The 16,220-nt window shown below is 53.5% G+C and carries 15 protein-coding genes; 5 read left to right on the top strand and 10 right to left on the bottom strand.

Annotated features, from left to right (window positions below; all coding sequences use genetic code 11):
- Positions 1-47: 47 nt before the first annotated feature.
- Both FFR93_RS00905 and FFR93_RS00910 read left to right on the top strand, forming a co-directional pair.
- On the top strand, positions 48-1,280 hold the full coding sequence (locus tag FFR93_RS00905; protein ID WP_138391454.1) for a hypothetical protein: 1,233 nt from the start codon (positions 48-50) through the stop codon (positions 1,278-1,280).
- 122 nt (positions 1,281-1,402) lie between these two features.
- Complete coding sequence (locus tag FFR93_RS00910) at positions 1,403-1,714, top strand: hypothetical protein (RefSeq protein WP_138391455.1); 312 nt, start codon at positions 1,403-1,405, stop codon at positions 1,712-1,714.
- Between the two features lie 11 nt (positions 1,715-1,725).
- Here the strand turns inward: FFR93_RS00910 and FFR93_RS00915 are convergent, their stop codons facing one another.
- From FFR93_RS00915 to FFR93_RS00925, 3 genes are all read right to left on the bottom strand, one after another.
- Positions 1,726-2,220 (bottom strand): hypothetical protein, encoded by a 495-nt coding sequence (locus FFR93_RS00915; protein WP_138391456.1) that lies wholly within the window; start codon positions 2,218-2,220, stop codon positions 1,726-1,728.
- 889 nt (positions 2,221-3,109) lie between these two features.
- The gene (locus FFR93_RS00920) at positions 3,110-3,574 is read right to left on the bottom strand and encodes a hypothetical protein (RefSeq protein ID WP_138391457.1); all 465 of its coding nucleotides are present in this window, start codon (positions 3,572-3,574) and stop codon (positions 3,110-3,112) included.
- Positions 3,575-3,642: 68 nt separating this feature from the next.
- Positions 3,643-4,182: a hypothetical protein gene (locus tag FFR93_RS00925; protein ID WP_138391458.1), complete on the bottom strand. Its 540-nt coding sequence runs from the start codon at positions 4,180-4,182 to the stop codon at positions 3,643-3,645.
- 648 nt (positions 4,183-4,830) lie between these two features.
- Between FFR93_RS00925 and FFR93_RS40595 the strand changes: the two genes are divergently transcribed.
- Both FFR93_RS40595 and FFR93_RS00930 read left to right on the top strand, forming a co-directional pair.
- Complete coding sequence (locus tag FFR93_RS40595; protein ID WP_171049013.1) at positions 4,831-4,977, top strand: hypothetical protein; 147 nt, start codon at positions 4,831-4,833, stop codon at positions 4,975-4,977.
- A gap of 251 nt (positions 4,978-5,228) precedes the next feature.
- Positions 5,229-6,176 carry a hypothetical protein gene (locus tag FFR93_RS00930; protein ID WP_138391459.1) on the top strand — a complete coding sequence of 316 codons (948 nt, stop codon included), beginning with the start codon at positions 5,229-5,231 and terminating at the stop codon, positions 6,174-6,176.
- 11 nt (positions 6,177-6,187) lie between these two features.
- Here the strand turns inward: FFR93_RS00930 and FFR93_RS00935 are convergent, their stop codons facing one another.
- Positions 6,188-6,820 carry a hypothetical protein gene (locus FFR93_RS00935; RefSeq protein ID WP_138391460.1) on the bottom strand — a complete coding sequence of 211 codons (633 nt, stop codon included), beginning with the start codon at positions 6,818-6,820 and terminating at the stop codon, positions 6,188-6,190.
- A gap of 436 nt (positions 6,821-7,256) precedes the next feature.
- Here FFR93_RS00935 and FFR93_RS00940 point away from each other — a divergent pair, with 436 nt between their 5' ends.
- The gene (locus tag FFR93_RS00940; RefSeq protein ID WP_138391461.1) at positions 7,257-7,628 is read left to right on the top strand and encodes a hypothetical protein; all 372 of its coding nucleotides are present in this window, start codon (positions 7,257-7,259) and stop codon (positions 7,626-7,628) included.
- Between the two features lie 9 nt (positions 7,629-7,637).
- Here the strand turns inward: FFR93_RS00940 and FFR93_RS00945 are convergent, their stop codons facing one another.
- From FFR93_RS00945 to FFR93_RS00970, 6 genes are all read right to left on the bottom strand, one after another.
- Positions 7,638-9,209: a hypothetical protein gene (locus tag FFR93_RS00945; RefSeq protein WP_138391462.1), complete on the bottom strand. Its 1,572-nt coding sequence runs from the start codon at positions 9,207-9,209 to the stop codon at positions 7,638-7,640.
- 124 nt (positions 9,210-9,333) lie between these two features.
- On the bottom strand, positions 9,334-9,693 hold the full coding sequence (locus FFR93_RS00950) for a hypothetical protein (RefSeq protein WP_138391463.1): 360 nt from the start codon (positions 9,691-9,693) through the stop codon (positions 9,334-9,336).
- Positions 9,694-9,923: 230 nt separating this feature from the next.
- Positions 9,924-11,300: a hypothetical protein gene (locus tag FFR93_RS00955; RefSeq protein ID WP_138391464.1), complete on the bottom strand. Its 1,377-nt coding sequence runs from the start codon at positions 11,298-11,300 to the stop codon at positions 9,924-9,926.
- Positions 11,297-13,927, bottom strand: coding sequence for a hypothetical protein (locus FFR93_RS00960; protein WP_138391465.1), 2,631 nt, complete (start codon positions 13,925-13,927; stop codon positions 11,297-11,299). The genes FFR93_RS00955 and FFR93_RS00960 overlap by 4 nt, the downstream gene beginning before the upstream one ends.
- A 173-nt stretch (positions 13,928-14,100) precedes the next feature.
- Positions 14,101-14,469, bottom strand: coding sequence for a hypothetical protein (locus tag FFR93_RS00965; RefSeq protein ID WP_138391466.1), 369 nt, complete (start codon positions 14,467-14,469; stop codon positions 14,101-14,103).
- 253 nt (positions 14,470-14,722) lie between these two features.
- A complete protein-coding gene (locus FFR93_RS00970) occupies positions 14,723-16,093 on the bottom strand; it encodes a hypothetical protein (protein ID WP_138391467.1) in 1,371 nt (456 codons plus the stop codon).
- Between the last annotated feature and the right edge of the window lie 127 nt (positions 16,094-16,220).

Raw genomic sequence — 16,220 nt, forward strand, 5'->3', positions numbered from 1 at the left:
GGTAATGGAAGCTTGTTATGTCATTATTCTTTGGTCAAGAACGCCGAATGGATTACGGTGAGCGCCTGCCCTCTTCGGGCAAGTTCCCTGAAGAAGCTATGGTGAAATTCGACGGAGATTGGGCATCGGTGAAGGCGCTGTCGGACAGCGATCTTCTGAAGATGGATCAGGCGGACATTGCGTACTTCTCGCCCTTACCTCCAGATCAGTTTACTGAGGTGGTCAGCCGCTCCCTTGAGGAATGGCGGGAAAATCCTGGACGCTCGTTTTTGAGTGCGGTCGGCAATGCCCCTTTTGCTCGTGCGGGCAAGAAGATGTTTAACAGCCTGGAGCATCAGACGCACTTTCTGGCGGGCTTGTGTCGGGTCGGCGGTCAGGGTTCGCGGAACTTGCAGGCTGTGCGGAGCAAGGATCATGGTGCGCGGTTCCATCGCGAGCGGGGTGTCGTCGCCATTACGGCGTCAGAGGCCGGGGTCGCATACGTCAATCAGATGGCTCGTGCATTTCACGTTTGGGAAAAGCGTAACGCCGCGATGGTCCGCTCGGGTGCGGTGAAGTTGCCAAAGAAGTTGTATCGAGGGGTTCGTGCGGGAGAACTTGAGTTTCCAGAATTTGGTATCGAGCGTGCTAAGGGTCAGATGTACGAGGAGTTCGCGGCATCTCTTACACAAGCGCGCTTCGATCATCTTGTGGGTCACAGCGTGGGGCCGATGTTTCCTGGGAACGTTCTCTCGTTCACTGCGAATGTCGATGTCGCGAGATACTTTGCCAATGAAGCTGGGTTTGTCGTTAGCGTAGACCCGCGAGAAGTCGATGTTGTCGCGGCCTGGAGTTTCAACGAGGAACTTGATGGCAAGGACCCTATGACGAACAAACATGAACGCGAGTGGATCATCAGGCTTTCACCAGATCATAAATTCCCGCCTGAGGAAGTGGAGATTACCGCTTCGGAATGGTTGATGTTCAACGGCGATATTCGGGGGATCAATCTGGCTGGCCATGGTACAAAGGCCACCTACGAGATGAACGGCTTGAAGATCGAATCCAGATTTGAATATCGAGCATCCGGAGAAGGCGGTAGCGTCCGGTTCAGTGTCGATGGCGAGTGGATGGAATGGACCCGGAACCAGTTCAAGAAGGAGAAGGGGTTTGACCCGGTGCCTTCGTCGGCGGATGAAGTCAGAGATTTGCAGTTCTGGAGTTATGACAGGTACAGCAGTCGAAAGCCCGTATTGATCAATAGGCCTTCAAAGACTTTAGAGGTAAAGCCAGCATTTTGAGGTTGTTGACGTTGTCTCCTCTACCGTCGCTTTGAGGGCGCTCGTTGGGGCCCTTGCCGTATGCGAGAACTTTCGTATGGTGAACTTACCAGCATGCGAACCAACAGCTTTAGGAGAATAATATGGGATTGAGAACCACGGCCGAGATTCAATTCAAGAATGCAGTATCGCAGCGTTTGTCCGTCGTCTCCGATCTTTTTGACAATTTCCGTGAGAGTGCTCTTCCCGGCACCGAGTGGGGGCTCACGATGTCGAACCTGAGAGAAGTTGATGCTGGCAGCTTCGCAATCGACATCGAGGTGGAAGGTGCCGATACGCTTGAAGATGCTCAGATTAAGCTGGACAACTTCCGTGAAGCAATCTCCATGTCGAGTGAATATGGGATTGTTATCTGGAACCTGAATGAAGAGCCGCAATACACGGCGTCGTTCTAGTTCGTAAAAATTTACGGCGTTAATTCTAAAGCCGTTGAGCGTCTGCTCGGCGGCATTTCCATCTGATAGCTTCTCAGCGCAGTCGGATGCTGGTTAATTGAGCGTGTGGCGATCTCGTATTGATCGTCAGCCTTGTTCCATGGACGGCAAAGCACTTCCTTGGCATAATCCAGGGCGGCCATCGCATCTGGAGCGATGTGCTTCTCGATCTTTTCGATGCGATCTTTGACGATATAGTGGGCGTAGTTGAATGCTGCCCTGGCGTCGCGGGTGTCGGTGCTGGGTGGCGCTGCGGTCATGGATTGTTCAAATTCGGGCCACGGTCTGCCAAGAATTTCTTTGCAGTAGCGATAAGCAGTTGGCCAGTGTTTCAGGATCGCTTTTTCAGCTGCGGGTTCGCGTTGGAACGTACCGGCGTTGCGGCGACGAACCTGCTCGTTGAAAGCTGACAGAGCGGATTGGGTGGCGGCTTCGCGGAGCCTGAGCTGTAAATATGCTAGGGCCATTTTCTTTCCAACATTTGCGCTGGAGCGATTGAGCCATCCATTGTTGTAAGGGACAAAATGTCGACCGTTGTCGATGGATAGACGTCGGCAGAGCGTGGCTCGGGCCCCGAAGTGAAAACATTTCAATGCCCTCGGATCGATGCATGATCACTCGCGTTGTCGACGTTTCAAAGATGAGGCCGTCCAGCACCCATCTCAGTGACCGACTATTGAAAGCGAATGGATTTCTTTCGATCCACCGGCTCCCAACAGTCAGACTGACACGATTCTACCAGGCGGAATCGCTCTTATCGACACCATCATAGTAGTCACCGCTGGTATTATCGGTTTCGCGGCTGAATTTAGGGCATTCCACCTCCACCTGAACAAATCTATCGGGGGTGGCATCACAGCCCAACGCGAAGTCGGCCGAGCTGGACTTTGTTGTCTCGCATGCGAGTGTTCCCGGGACGAATTGATCCGCATAACAGGCCGCAACCGCGTGATTGGCTAGTGATGCGAAGGTCCCAGCGAGCGCAGCTCCGGCGAGTATGAAGCGCCTTGGTATCTGAAGGGTCATCGATGTTCTCTAACAATTGGGGAGATAGCCCCGTCTTCATGTTGTTATCGTTTTCCGGCTGACCCTCCGTCATCTTTGCGCCGCAGCAAACAGCAGGCGGATACTACAGGTAATGCGCTAAATTAACTAACTTGCGCTGAGGCTTGTGTCACTTGCTCCATAATGCTGCAAAATTCGCAAAGGCAACGAGGCGTGTCACATGGAAATTGATCCTTCGATCTGGATGGAGAGTTCAGCGTTTCGAAGTTAAGTTGCAGAAAGGTAGGCCAAATTGGACCTGGACATCGGTCGCGTTTGCGTCTGCATTCAGGCGGCTTTTAGTGGCCCTGATCAAATCGCCGGAGCATGTGTTGAACCTGAAAAACGTGTAGCAAGCTGATTGCGAAGATCGTCTTCGTCGTCTTCGTCAAGAAAGTCGAAGGTGGAGCCGTCCTTCCAGCATCTTGGGTCGCCGTATAAGCGGGTAATATCCGCAAACTGGCTCTCATCTTCGAGGTCGAACACACCTGTCTTGTGCATCTGTTCGACTTTGACGAGCCAGCCGTCGACGATGTATCGGCCGTCGACAATCGCAAAATCATGCCCGCCAGCAAGTTGGGCAATCTCGGATGTCTCGTTATCTTCATCGTCGAACCCGTATTGTACCACTCGGGCACCAAGGCGTTTATGGAGGTCTTGCGCCCAGTTGCTGCAAATAGCCCAGTCACTGCCGTCGGGGAACGTTGCGGGCCCATCTGCGCTGAAGGGTACGCTATCGTCTTGTGCTTGAATGAGAGCTTTGAGTTCGTCGATCATCGTGTCCTGTCTGCAGATGGTAGCTTCTAGTTCGAGATGAATGCAGGGCAAAGCCTTTAACAAGGGGCTTAAAACGGCTTTGGCTCAGTGCTCTCATAGCTGCTACCCGACAATTCCCATGCAGCTTGATTGCCGTAAAGTCTCGCAATCTCGGCAGCGTCGTCTTCGTTTTGCAGGTCATAGAGACCCGGTGTCGCCCTGCCAGGCTTCTCCAGACCTACGCCAGTTACCCATCCGTCAACGATGTATCTGCCGTCCAGGAGTGTGAAATCGTGCCCTTCGTATTTCTCGGAAATGGCCGAGGTCTCGTTGTTGTCATGTAGATAGCCCATTACAACAGCGCGATCCTCGCCAAAATACCGGCGCGTGAGATTGGCCCAGTTGGTGCAGATGTAAAATGCCTTTCCGGTCGGGAATACGTGACATTCCTCGTCCTCGTCGAATAGGCAACTGTCCTCCAAGGCGTGGAATAGCTGACGGCAGTGCTCTGCGACGGTTTTATCCTGGACGCCGGGCAAAGGATACGCGATGTGCCAGTCTTCATCGCGAGCGCTAGGGTAGGCGATTGACGTGTCGCGAATGACCGGTGATTTTTCTTCAAATGACATTTGGTCTCAGCGAATAAGAATGGTTAGTCGCTGATCCTGGCTTCGTGGCGTAGCAAAGGGCAACACGAACTGACTAATGCCGTATCATCAGCTATCTAGTTTTGGCGTCGTTCCATGAGTTCGGAAGCGTCAACTGCGCACCGTTGACCTTCGTTTCATCGGGATACCGGGCAAGTAGTCGCGCGATACCGGGATCGATGTCTGGCCATACGATACTGATGAAAGCTATTCGCTCTTCTTCGGGAAGGCGCTGGAGGGCTGCTCGGAATGGCCCTGCCCCACACTGCAGGACGAGCTTGGTTTTGACTGGATCGCTATCGCCGACTGCACTCATGGAGGAATCTTTCTGTCATTGTTTTGCCGTCCCGCAGGCTCTGTCACAGAGTTAGCGGCTTGCGAAATCTTTGCCAAGGAGGAGACGTGTGAGCCTCGCCTTTTAATTCAGTGTGCGCTTGGCTTGAAGAAGTTGAATAGTTCGTTGATGTGGTCTCCCATCGAAGCAGGTGTCGAACGCCGCTTTGAAGCGATCAAGTCGGTTCCGTGTTGTTTTGCGACGGGATATGCCCGTTGAGTCTCAACGCTTCCGGGATAGGCTTGTGCGATGCCGCGCCATGTATGAGTGTCATCTCGAAGGGGCGAGGAATGATGATGGCTGACATTTTTGTCATTGAGAGCGGTGTGTCGCCCATCAAAATCTATTTTGATGGTAGTCAGTGGTCGACAAATCGCGCCGATGCCTACGAGTTTGAAGCGCGCTTCGACGCGCTTCAGGCACAAGACTATTATCGCCTTTGAAGGTGGTGAGACTTGTCGAGGACAGTTCGCATAGTCAGCACGCGGCGTTATATCGATGAACAATTACGTGAACATGAGAGAGTAGAGCTTTGAATTTACTGGGTTACAGTTCGAAAGGATACATTCCAACTGAGCATGACCACGTGCTTCCGGACGGCCGCGTTATTGGTCCTTTCGAGAGTAGACAGGCACGGTCTCTGTTTGCGCGTTGGTTTGACGGCCGCTCGGATCGATTATTCCCGGCGAAGGACGTGTTCGAAGGCGTCGTGGGTGGGGATGAATATCAGATTATCAAAGGCGACGAGATTTCGCTGGAAATGCATCCATTCGCAGAGATCGTGGACGTCTGGTTGCGGGACGACAACGGCAACGTCGTCTTTGAGTTTGGAACAGGCTTTGGAGCTGTCGATCCTCGCCGTCTTGTTCTAGTTGATCGCCCGATCTCTTATGAAAGGAAAGTAACACTTTCCTCTCCTCTTCGCGTTCCAGACATTTTTGATTTAAGAGTTGAAGCTCGCGTCGAACACGTGATCCCAGCCAGGCAGGACGGCGAAATCGTCGTGATCGACACTGGGGAGCACACAGGGGCGGATATCGTTGTGGGCTGGCGGATTGATGGTCGGATAAGAAAGGACATCGTCGGTCTTTCGCGCCACAGTCACGTGAGTCTCGCGCTCAAGGAAGCTCATAAGTTTGCCAGGGACTTCCTGCCTCCATACGGCCCGAAGAAGAATCGTCCCCGAGACGAGCAGCGAGAGCGGCTGTATCTGTGGGAGCATTCGTTTAAGTCGCGGTACCGCGAGTTTGAGAATTTGTCGGAAGCTCAGGAACTGGCGAGCGAAATATGTAACGACCTCGGGATTTCGGATGTAACGGTCAAAGCAGGTCGGAAGAACCTAACCGATCACAGCTATTACAAGGGCGGGGCGGTTGTCCTGGCTGCTGACATGGTCGACAACCATACGACCGTTCATGAAGTGGCTCATCACGTCGTTGCTCGCCTGAAGGGTCCGCGTCAGCCACCACACGGACCGCGCTTCGCCGGTGTGCTTCTTGCGCTCATGGTGCGATACATGGGTGTCGACGAAGCTGAGGCCCTGGAGAAGGCGGAGGAGCGTGACATCATCGTTGATAGGGATGTCTTGCGGGCAATCACCGCTCGTTTGGAACCTCAGCTGGAGTCAGGCTTAAAAATCTGACTGTACAACGCCTACGGCCGGGGCGTCGCCTCAGCGCGAAGCTCTGCAATTAGCTCAACGGCTTTGTCGAACTCCGACAGGCATCCGTATGGAATCTGGTCGATCAGTTGTGGAAGGCTTTCCTTCTGGTTGAAGGTCGGTATTGGAAGAAGTCTATCGCGGTAGGCTGTGCCGAGATATCGACCGGCGTCCCGGCAATCGAAGTAGAAAATCTGCTGTTCCGCAAACGTCGGCCCAACACCTGAAACAAGCCGATCCATCAGGTGCTTGAGATTTTCTCGTGCGAAGGCCGGGTCAGAGCCAGATGCTACATCGTAGATCGCTTGCTGCAAGGCGAATGTCGGTACCTCCATCCGGCCGAATGGTGCGGGCCCAATGTTGGAACTCGATCTCGGCTCCATTTCGATGTCGTGCTTGGTGATAACGATGCCTTCGACCGAGCTGTCTTCTTCCAGGGCCCTCGCCATCAGGTCGAGTTGGCTGCCTTCATAGGGCGTTCCGATCAGAACGTCCGGCGCTGCTTCCGCTTCGCCGATATATCCCTCGTCAAAGCCACAGTAGTAAGCGCGCTCGACCGCGTTGCCGTAGCTGGCGGTGATGCCAGCATCAATTCTTGCGATGGAAACCTGAAAAACATTCGACATTTTATTACCTTTGAGAACGATCTCGTTCGATTGAACTGGAAAATGTTGCAGGTTACACCCTTAAATCGGAGCTTTGCCGATATTGGTGTCGTAAGCATCGGGATTGAGCTTGCCAGCCTGTATTTCCTGCTTGATGATGTTTCTACGGCGTAAGAGCATTTTCGGCCGACATCACTTGTCGATTGGTCCGTCGATGCTGGACGGTAGGCGTGGCAAGAGGCCTATCTACGGGACATCTGGTTCGCCAGATGACACTCGACCCCTGGTGCTAAGCGTGTGCTGCTACCGTGGACGTATGTGATGGCTGAACTTCGGTTCGGCCATCTTCATTTTGGCAACCTTGGCTCCGGACGAAGGTAATCCTGCGTGTTACCGTCACCTGGTGGAATGCAAAGACCTGCGTGAAATTCCATCTATGAACACCGGGAGAGCCCAAGTGCCTAGCGTTATTGTTATCCCAACCGCCGAAGAACAACTCAAAATAGCCAATGGTCGCGAGCCGGATGTCGGCAACATTTTCTCCCGAGAATTCGACACCGCCGAAGAACTGCAGTCCTACATTGAGGGTCTGGAGGGTTTGCCAGACTGCATGGAGTATGAAGTCGTCCAGGATAAAGGACTCACCGTCGTTTTGAGTTTTGGCGGCGATGAGACGTCGATCACCTTCTCTAATGAAGCCGAGAAAAAGGCATATTTCAGCGGTCTTGAGGACGCACATGGCTGGACGTCACCAATGAAGCTCGAAGAGAGTGATGCAGGCTACGAAGACCTGAAGACATTGATGTCTGTGAGTGCTCCGAAGCCTTGATCCTGTGCCTTAAGCTGTAAAGCCGGGTTCGGACTGTCGCTGCAGGTAGTTGCCGTACCCCTTGAAGGTGTGAAATGCGATCACGAAGCCTGGAGGCAGCAAGCTGATCAGCTTGTCTTTCATGAACCGCACGAATTCGGGGCTGTTGCCGTTCGTGCCGAACTCCCTCACCGCGTTCGCCTGATCAAGTTCGGAGATCACCTGCCCTTTGATGCCTCTCAGGTTTGGTGCGATTTCGGCGATCACTGACGCATCGTCAGGAACCGAAAACTCGGTGACGCCTTGGGATGAAACGATAAGGCCTGTTATCGGCACCTTCCTGGTCGAAGCTTTCTGAAGCTCGGCAATCATGCCGAGATCAGCGCCGCTCGGCATCGCGGTCAGGAAACCTGTCAGGCGCTTCTCCAGCTTGGGAAATTCGAGGTTTCGTCGATCAGGCGCGATCAGTATCTCGCTCTGCTCAGGGTTCGTCTTGACGATGATCGGCGTGCTGCTCAATGAGGAGATGTCGTAAGGGTAGAATTCGTGGCGAACGCGGTTCATCGAATTCTGGGTCCGGCCACCCATCGAGTACCAGGTTTCGCTTTGCTGATCGAAGACCCAGACACCCTGCGTGTATTCCTCTTCCATCAGTTGCTTGAGGTCGGTCAATCCTTCTTCCAGGGACTTCGAAAGTCGATACGGCAAGCAGCCGAGAATGAGCTTGTTCCCCGGGATTTCAGGGAAGTAGTCCGTCACTGGCTTTGGGGAGTCGACGCCCTGTGGAGTGATGGATTCCAGAGTCGCGAGGAGGATGGCTTCCCCCTTCTCTTCTGGTTTGAAATCTTTGGCGATCTGCAGAAAACGGCCGAGTATTCCAGCCTGTGGGAGCGGCGACTTGGCGGCTGCGATCTGCAGGAATTGTGTAAATCGCTTGGGGCTGATGTCCAAATCGATCATGGCTTTTAGAGCATCGTAAAGAAGCGCGGGCTCTACTGCATTCGCGCGCAGAGCGTCGATTTCGTCGTAGAAGTGCATGAGCGTGTACCCGACGATACCAGGCGCTTCATATAGGCGCTTGACGATGTCGGCGCTCTGTTCAATCGACAGCCCGGTATTCATGCAGAGCTTGACGACGCGCAAGGCGCGTGTGATCTCGCCGTCTTCCTTGGCGATGAGGAGGAAGGCCTGGAAAGCGGTCACATCAAGCCGTTGATCTCGTTCGATGAGGCCGGAAAAAATGGCAGTCGCGAGAGAAATGAACTCTTCGCCGTGGCGGAAGTCGTACTTGCAGGCGTCGGCAAGGTTGACCAGCAGGGTATTGCAGTCGTCGTTGGTTAGTCCGAGCTTTTGTCCTGCCTGAAAGAAAGCTGGCATAGTTCGCAGATCAGCGCGAAGGCAATACCAGTAGACAACACTATGGATGAAGTTCTCATCCGACACGTGAACTGGCTGAGTGTCGAAGCGCTTGGCGCGTTCGACGTAGGCGATGATATGATCGGGCGTCATGAACTCGGCGACCCCGGAGAACAGGGACAGCAGCTCATCGTCCGGAAGCGGAGACAAGGAGTTGTCTTTAAAATATTGCTCGATGCGGTTCATGGGATTCTCGCAAAAGGAGTTAATTGGGATTTGTTTTAGAGTTTAATTCAAATTCGTCAATAGGAATTCCTTGGCGCGGGAGAATCAAAAGGAATTCCGTGATTAAACGCCGGTGAAGCGAGAGTTATCCGTTCCGAGCCGTCAAGAGGTGCTGCCTCGTATACTCTTGTGCGCCCTTGCCGCCGTATTTGAATTTCGGGGAATTTTCCAAGTCAGCAACGCTGAAGTCCATCTGCTCCAGCATTTTCGGAACGAAAACTTCCTCGAAAAGGATGGCGTCGATCTCGCTTTCGGCCAAGCTGTTCCAGACGGCATCGATTTGCACCGCCATGCCAATGCTTTGATAGCGTGTTTCAACGCCGCTAAGTTTTTTGCGCCAGGCGTGGATTGGGTGGTCGGCAGACTGCATTTCGAGCATTCGGTTGATGGTTTCGTGAACGAACATCGCTGTGACTGCGATCTCATCAATAATCATTCTGGTCATAAATGGTCCTCGGTGATTGTTGGTCGGTAAGCTTCAGGAAGCCTGGCTTGCCTGATCTTCAAGCGCGGCTTGCGTCGGACAAGGCCCGCTGTCATCGTCATCTTAGTAGATGGCAGGAGATCAATATGAGCGAGCCAATCATTCAGATCGCTCCAGTGACGAAAGGTAAGCTGGACCCGTTTAAAACCTTATTCTGTGGTCCGGGTCCCATAAAAATCTGAACGGTCCGACTAGGTGTCGGGTTGAAGATCGACGTTGTCGAGGACGCGCAACGCCGCCAGGACGCTGGGTCTATCGGGCACACGCCTAAAACCACGATGGTCGTACAGCCTATCCTGCTGCTCGGCGAGTTTGCCGATGATCAGGCTTCTATCTGCGGTAAACCAGTCTTCCTCCAGGATATCATGGACCGCAACGAGGTTGGGTCCCGTGGCGGATAGTCCGACATCGATCAAGACGCTGGTCTGCGCCGGATGGAGTGCATCAATGATTTTGTTTACCCAGTCGAGCACGGTGTCCTTCACGGTCTGTTTGGGAACGCTGCGCGTTGCTGTGGACGTTCTGCCGTTTGCACAGACGTAGGACATTTCCGACATTGAACCCACCGTGTCTGCGTTAAGGAGCGGCGTGTCGGCAATGACCTGTCGATTTACCACGATGAAGCGGTGGACCGTTTGTGGGGATGGGAGTTCCCGGATAGCAGCAAACGGGTTCCAACCGCACAATTCGTGGATACGGGCGCGAGCCTTTTTAAGAGTTGTGAGCTGATCCAGATCGACGAGCGTGTGGCTTTGTCCTTTATGGTCGATCAGTTGAACTTGTTTAATTCCTTGTGCAGCCATGTCCGTCAAAATCACAGCCAGTCTTGAATGGCCGCCTGTTGCGCGAGTGATGTACAGGACTTCACCAGAAATAAACTCCCCAAATTTAGGGTTGTTGAAGATGTTGATTTTTTGTGGCGCGCGCGCGTTTTCTCTTCTTCGCCAGTAAGCGTCGAATTCACCATTATCAGAACGCCGCCGGTGAAACGCTCCGTCCAGATCATTGATGGTGTCTAAGGAGTTGAACGTGTAGGACCCGCCTTCAGAGCAAATGACCTTGAAGAAATTGGGCCTCACACTCTTGTCGATTTTGAAGAGTAACCCTGTTAGAGCAGCTTGCGCAGCAAGTTCGAGCCTCTCCGCCACAAACGCAATACGAAATACAATGGTGTCCTCGGGTTCGGCAACGAGTTCCAGCATATGCTTGTGAAATTCGTAACGGCTGATTTGTCCGCCGACGGCATGTTCAAAGAGTGAAAGATCGTCCTCATCGAACGCAACGTTTGCTTCGGACAAAGCTTTCTGAAGGCTTTCGATAGCCGCCTTCGATTCGGGAAAGCGGCAAATGGCGGCTTCGAAATCCTTTCGGCGAAGTGTCGCGTTAAGTGAAATCGTCAAGCGTCCATCGTGATGGAATGCGTTGTAGGGTTGCTCTGCAGGCGGTGTGCCGGGCCAGAATACGCCGGTCCACGCTGGTTTCTCGTGTTGTCTCAATTCCCAGTTAGCAATTCGGTCTAGCGCGTCGAGCTTGAATTCGGGGGTGAAAAACGTGTCTTTGGTGGTCATGCTGCTACCTCGATAACAGTGCTAACGTTGGCAGGCTGTTCAAGCATTGCGGTGAGAACGAACGACTGCGCAACCAGTGCAGCTAGATTTGTGCTGTTGTCAGGTTCAGTCGATGGCGGAAGCGCGTCGAATTGCGCCAGGAATATTTCTGGCAGCCGTTCGCGATTTCTGTCCAGGAGGTCATGAGACCATCTTTTGAGGTCTTTGTCCTCGATCAGGTCTTCGATCAGGGTTGCGACAGCGGCGTAGAGAGAGCTTCGCATCTGTGTTGTCTTCGCCTTGTAGGCTCTCATGTACAATTCCCGGCGGAGATTGTACGGGCCAGCATTGTGAAGCGTGTTGATTTCGATGCATACCGGTCCACGTTCTGTCAGGCCGATATCCAGGCTGTATTCCAGAATGCCGTGGGCTTTAAGCTCCCGAGCGATCCGGCGCGCTTTACGAGCGAAAAGTGCCGACGTTTTGCGATCCGAAATGTGGCGCGTGATGCCTCGGTCGAAGTAGCCGCTGTCGATGGATGGACGCGTCAGTACGGCGAGCCTGTGATCCAGTCGCTTGCCGCTGGCATCCAAGACGCAGAAGTGGCGGTCGGAGCAAGCAGAGGCGAATACTCGGCCATTGTTGATGTAAAAACGCTGTTCGTGCGTAAACGGCACGTGCTCCTGGATGATGAGGTTCGGGTTCTCGTTTGAGCGATCTTTGAGGAGAAGGGCGAGCAATCTGTTCTCGGCATCGGTCAGGGTGTTGATGCCTGTCAGGGGTATTGTCCAGGTTCCCTTGCCCTTGGCAAGTTTCAGGAACGCGTGACTATGCCCTTGCAGTGACATATCGAACAGGATTGCTCCAGCCGCGCCCTTCGAAGGAGCAACAGCGCCTTTTCGGCCGAGGTGCTTCAGGAAAAACGGCCAGTTCCAGTAGCGCGGTGTTTCATGGAGAGGCTTGTTGATCCGGTACTTGGAGACATGCTTCGCAAACTCGAACCTTGCCATGCCGTCCGAATGTCTCCCGACGTAGATAACGGGTTCATCCATGACCTTTAGAATGCCCATGCCATCGTCCAACTGGGTCATGTTGAGGACTTTGTCGGCATCGTCAATCACGTGCAGGCGATAGTCTCGCAGGTCTGCTTTGTCTGCATGGATTGCGTTATCCATGACATGAAGCTTGTCGATAGGCTGCCATTTGTAGTTCTTTTCGTTTAGAGCATCGGTGGCCCATTCCTTCCAGTATTCCTCCTGACTCTTTTCGACTTTGTCCGTGGTCCATGGTTCGTGGTTTTGCCAGTTTGGGAAGGAGCGGTCCCAAATTTCGCGCCACCTGCGCATCAGAGGTTCAGCTTCCGGACGAAAAGCGATGATGTTTTCGATAACGGAGTCATGCGGGAGGCTATGGACCCATAGCACCGGGACACTTCCGATCTCTCTCGGAAGTCGTGCGCCGGATTGAAATTCTGGCTGGTACTCGTTCCAGAAAGCGCCCTCGAACGCCTTCGGACCTTCACGCAGGTAGCGATCCCGCAGCCTCATAGCGTCCTCAACGGGAATCTTGCTCTGATAGAAGTGCGGCTTGTTCTCTGCCTTTTCTACAATGGGTAGGCCCGCCAATGTCGCTAATGCGAAGGGAGCTGATAGCTCCTGCATCGAACACAGTTTAGAAATCACCGTTCTCGCGCTCGGTTCGAAGGTCCAGGTGGGTCGAGGCCGGGCGAGAAGTTCAAATAGAATGCGGTGATCATCCCTGTATTGGTCGGCAATGGCGTCGACCACAGCGGCGAAGGACTGCACCGGGCGGGACAAAATTGCACGATTGGCGAGATCGGCAATCCCCTCTTCGATTTTTGGCCGTACGAGTTGATCTGCGAAGGCGTGGGCATCGGCGACTTGCGAGCTAAACGTGGCCGCGTCAATTTTGGGGACTACGGCAGAGTTGATCGCGTAAGTCCTCGCAAGTTCTGTCTCGCCAAGGCAAAACGTTACCACCCCACGGCTTGGGGAGAGCTTGAAATCCCCGGCGTCAAGGGTTTTGCCAGAGGTGTTGCATGCAAAGATCATGTCGAGCAGGGCAGTTGCGGAACCTCGAATTGTAGAATTTTTGATCTCGGAAACGCTGTTGATCGCTTTCCATTCCCGCTTGTGACAATCCCAGACAGTGAGGGAGATTGTCGCCTGCTGGAGAGTGTTGACAATGTGTGCAGAGAACCATTCCGAGCCTTCCCAGGCCTCCGGTAGGAAATGCGAAAGTTTCACTGGAGTTGCGCCTAGTGAAATGGCTGATGTCGCGCGGTCTTTGAGTATCATATGCAGTGATACGCTGACATTTTCAGTGTCAGTCTCGGTGATACGCATCCAGCGGCCATTGTACCCGAGTGCCCAGGGGGCATCACTTTCGCGCAGGATGTTGAGCTTCTCCTGGTCTTCTCCATCCAGCTCGAATTCTGCTGGTTTCAAAGACCGAAAATCGCTCTCATGGTGCCACGAGCCGTCAAAGGAATCTTCGTCGAAAGGATCGAGTGGAATTAGCTCCTGCGGTGCGGGTGCTGAAAGCGAACCAAAAAAGGGAAACGCGAGGCGCGGGCTTACCGTATAAAGCGGGTTTTCTTGGGTGTTATCGAAACGGGAATTGCTCATTCGATGCGCCTTAGAAGGATTTCAAGCGCAACCGTTTTAGCTGCTAAAAAGAATTCGTCAATAAATAATTCCTTGCAGAATTAGATTCAGAAGGAGTTCCTGGATAAAATAAGGCTCCGCACTGACAGTTAAAGTCGTGACGGAGCCGTAGAGGGCTTACGCCCAGTGATCCTTTACGGCGTGGGAGTGCCAAGAGCCAGTTCGGCGTCTTTCTTTGCATAGGCGATAGCAGCTTCCAAGCCGCCCTTGAACTTGGGGCCTGTATTCAAGTCGGCGCTCGCAAAGTCCATCAGTTCCAACATCGTCGGAACGAAGTGCTCTTCGAACTCAATGCCGTCGAGTTCATCGTTTTTAAAGCTGCCCCAGACGGCGTCGATTTGCTCGGCCATGTCGACGCATTGGAAACGAGTGTCGACAATCCCACGATCTGCTCTCCATGCGTGAACAGGGTGATCGGCGGGCTTATTCTTGAGCATCCATTGGACGGTCTCGAAGACGTACATTGCGGTTACGGCGGTTTCGTCGGAAATCAATTTGGTCATCTGTTGCTCCAGCGCTAGGCTACGCGTTCTAAGGTCGATAAAAATCTGGACGGATGCGATGGACAAGTAGCCCCAGGATTTGAACGGGCGCAGCAAAAAGGGCCGCTTATCGCGACCCTATTCAGATGCCTGAGCACCGAGAGACTGCCCCTTATCGTGGTGTACCGGCCTCATGGGCGGGCTTGTAGCGGCGTCCTTGCGGAAGCGTCCCTGTCCGCTACTTCTCAAAGCTTGGTTCCCGGCTCAAGTTTTGTCAATCGGGGGTCCAGGACGACAAGCGATAGCCGTTATAGGCCGTCATGGGGTTCTTCCTGACATATATGGCAATGTCATCAATCACGGTCCAGAGCGGGTTGCGCATCAGTTCCCAGACGGCTGATATCCAGGCGCTAGTCCTGTCGGACTGCTCTTCGCCCGTCTCGTTGAAAATCTGGCTCATTGTGCGCAGTCGCCCGATTGACTCGTTGATGTCCCTGGCAAGCTGTTCTCGGTGCACTGAGTTGCCAACTCTCTCGCGCTGCTTGTCCTTCAAGATGATGTTCTCGATCAGGGGCAGCAAGCCTTTCACATCCTTCCATCTATCATCCTCGACTGGCATCGCTGCCAGTTCGTAAATGCCGACGATGACCTTTAGAGCGTCGAAGAGTGATTGGATCAGATGTTTGTAGTCATTGAGTGGTCCACTGTGCCCCTGAAAAGTCAGGTCGCGCGCTTCGATCTCAATCGAGTTGATCTCCTTTCGCCACTCATGAACCGGTATCGACTGCAGGAAGATCATGCCATTTAAGGCGTGACGCAGCAGAGTAAGCGACGATGAATGGTTATGGTTCGATTGGATGTCTTCCTGTTCGGATGAGGGTTTTTGATCGCCGCTGGTAATTGTGAGCGGCATTTTCTTGAGGAGTGGTTGCAGCTGCTCAATCGCCCGGGTCATTTCAGCGGTCACGGTTGGTACACGCTTCAATGTCGCAGGCCGGAACACGCAGCCATCGGCGATGTACCTGGTTCCTTTTGGTGCGAATGATACCGTCAGCGCGTTGAGGAGATTATCAACGGCTTGGAGTCCTGACGATTTGAACTTGTTGCCTTCTGCTGGAACCACCAGAAGCTTCAGTGTGAAGGCGGATGAAATCTCAACGTCAGCTTCTTTGCGAGAGCCGTCGTCGAAGTTTGCGATGATCGGGGCGAGCCGGAATGCATCAACTAGGTTTGCGTCCCCAAAACCGAAATCTTCAGTTGGAAGGTCTCCAGGTTTTTTGGGTGTGAATGGGAATAGCGCGATTTTACCCTGAGCGTTTCGTTTGAATGTGGCCCATATCGAGTAGATGTCAGGCTTCGAAGTATCGTCGACTGACAGGGCTGCAGCATTCTCGACTTGAGCCAGCTCGATTGTTCGCTTGCTGACAGCGCTCAAAAGCGTCGCAATGGACTGGAGTTCAGCTTTGGTGAGTTCGACGCGTTCGGTCTCGCGGTTCTTGAGGCGGTGCATCAGGGCGTCATAGGCGACGCTTTTCGCAGCGGCGATCTGCTTGAGGATTTGTGAGTGCTTGACGTCCCGTCCGGTAAGCTCTCGCAGCAACTGCGCGAAGACGCGGACTTGGTCGTGGTTCATGGACACGGACATGCGAATTCCTTCACTGGTCTAGCGGCGGTTGTCCTCATCGTCCGCCAGCGACCATTGGAAAGAGTTCGCAAGCGATCAGATTGTCGATGCCAACGTTGAGCGTGCCCGTGAGGGTGAGGACGGCCGG

Source organism: Rhizobium sp. MHM7A (assembly GCF_005862215.1).
GTDB lineage: Bacteria > Pseudomonadota > Alphaproteobacteria > Rhizobiales > Rhizobiaceae > Rhizobium > Rhizobium bangladeshense.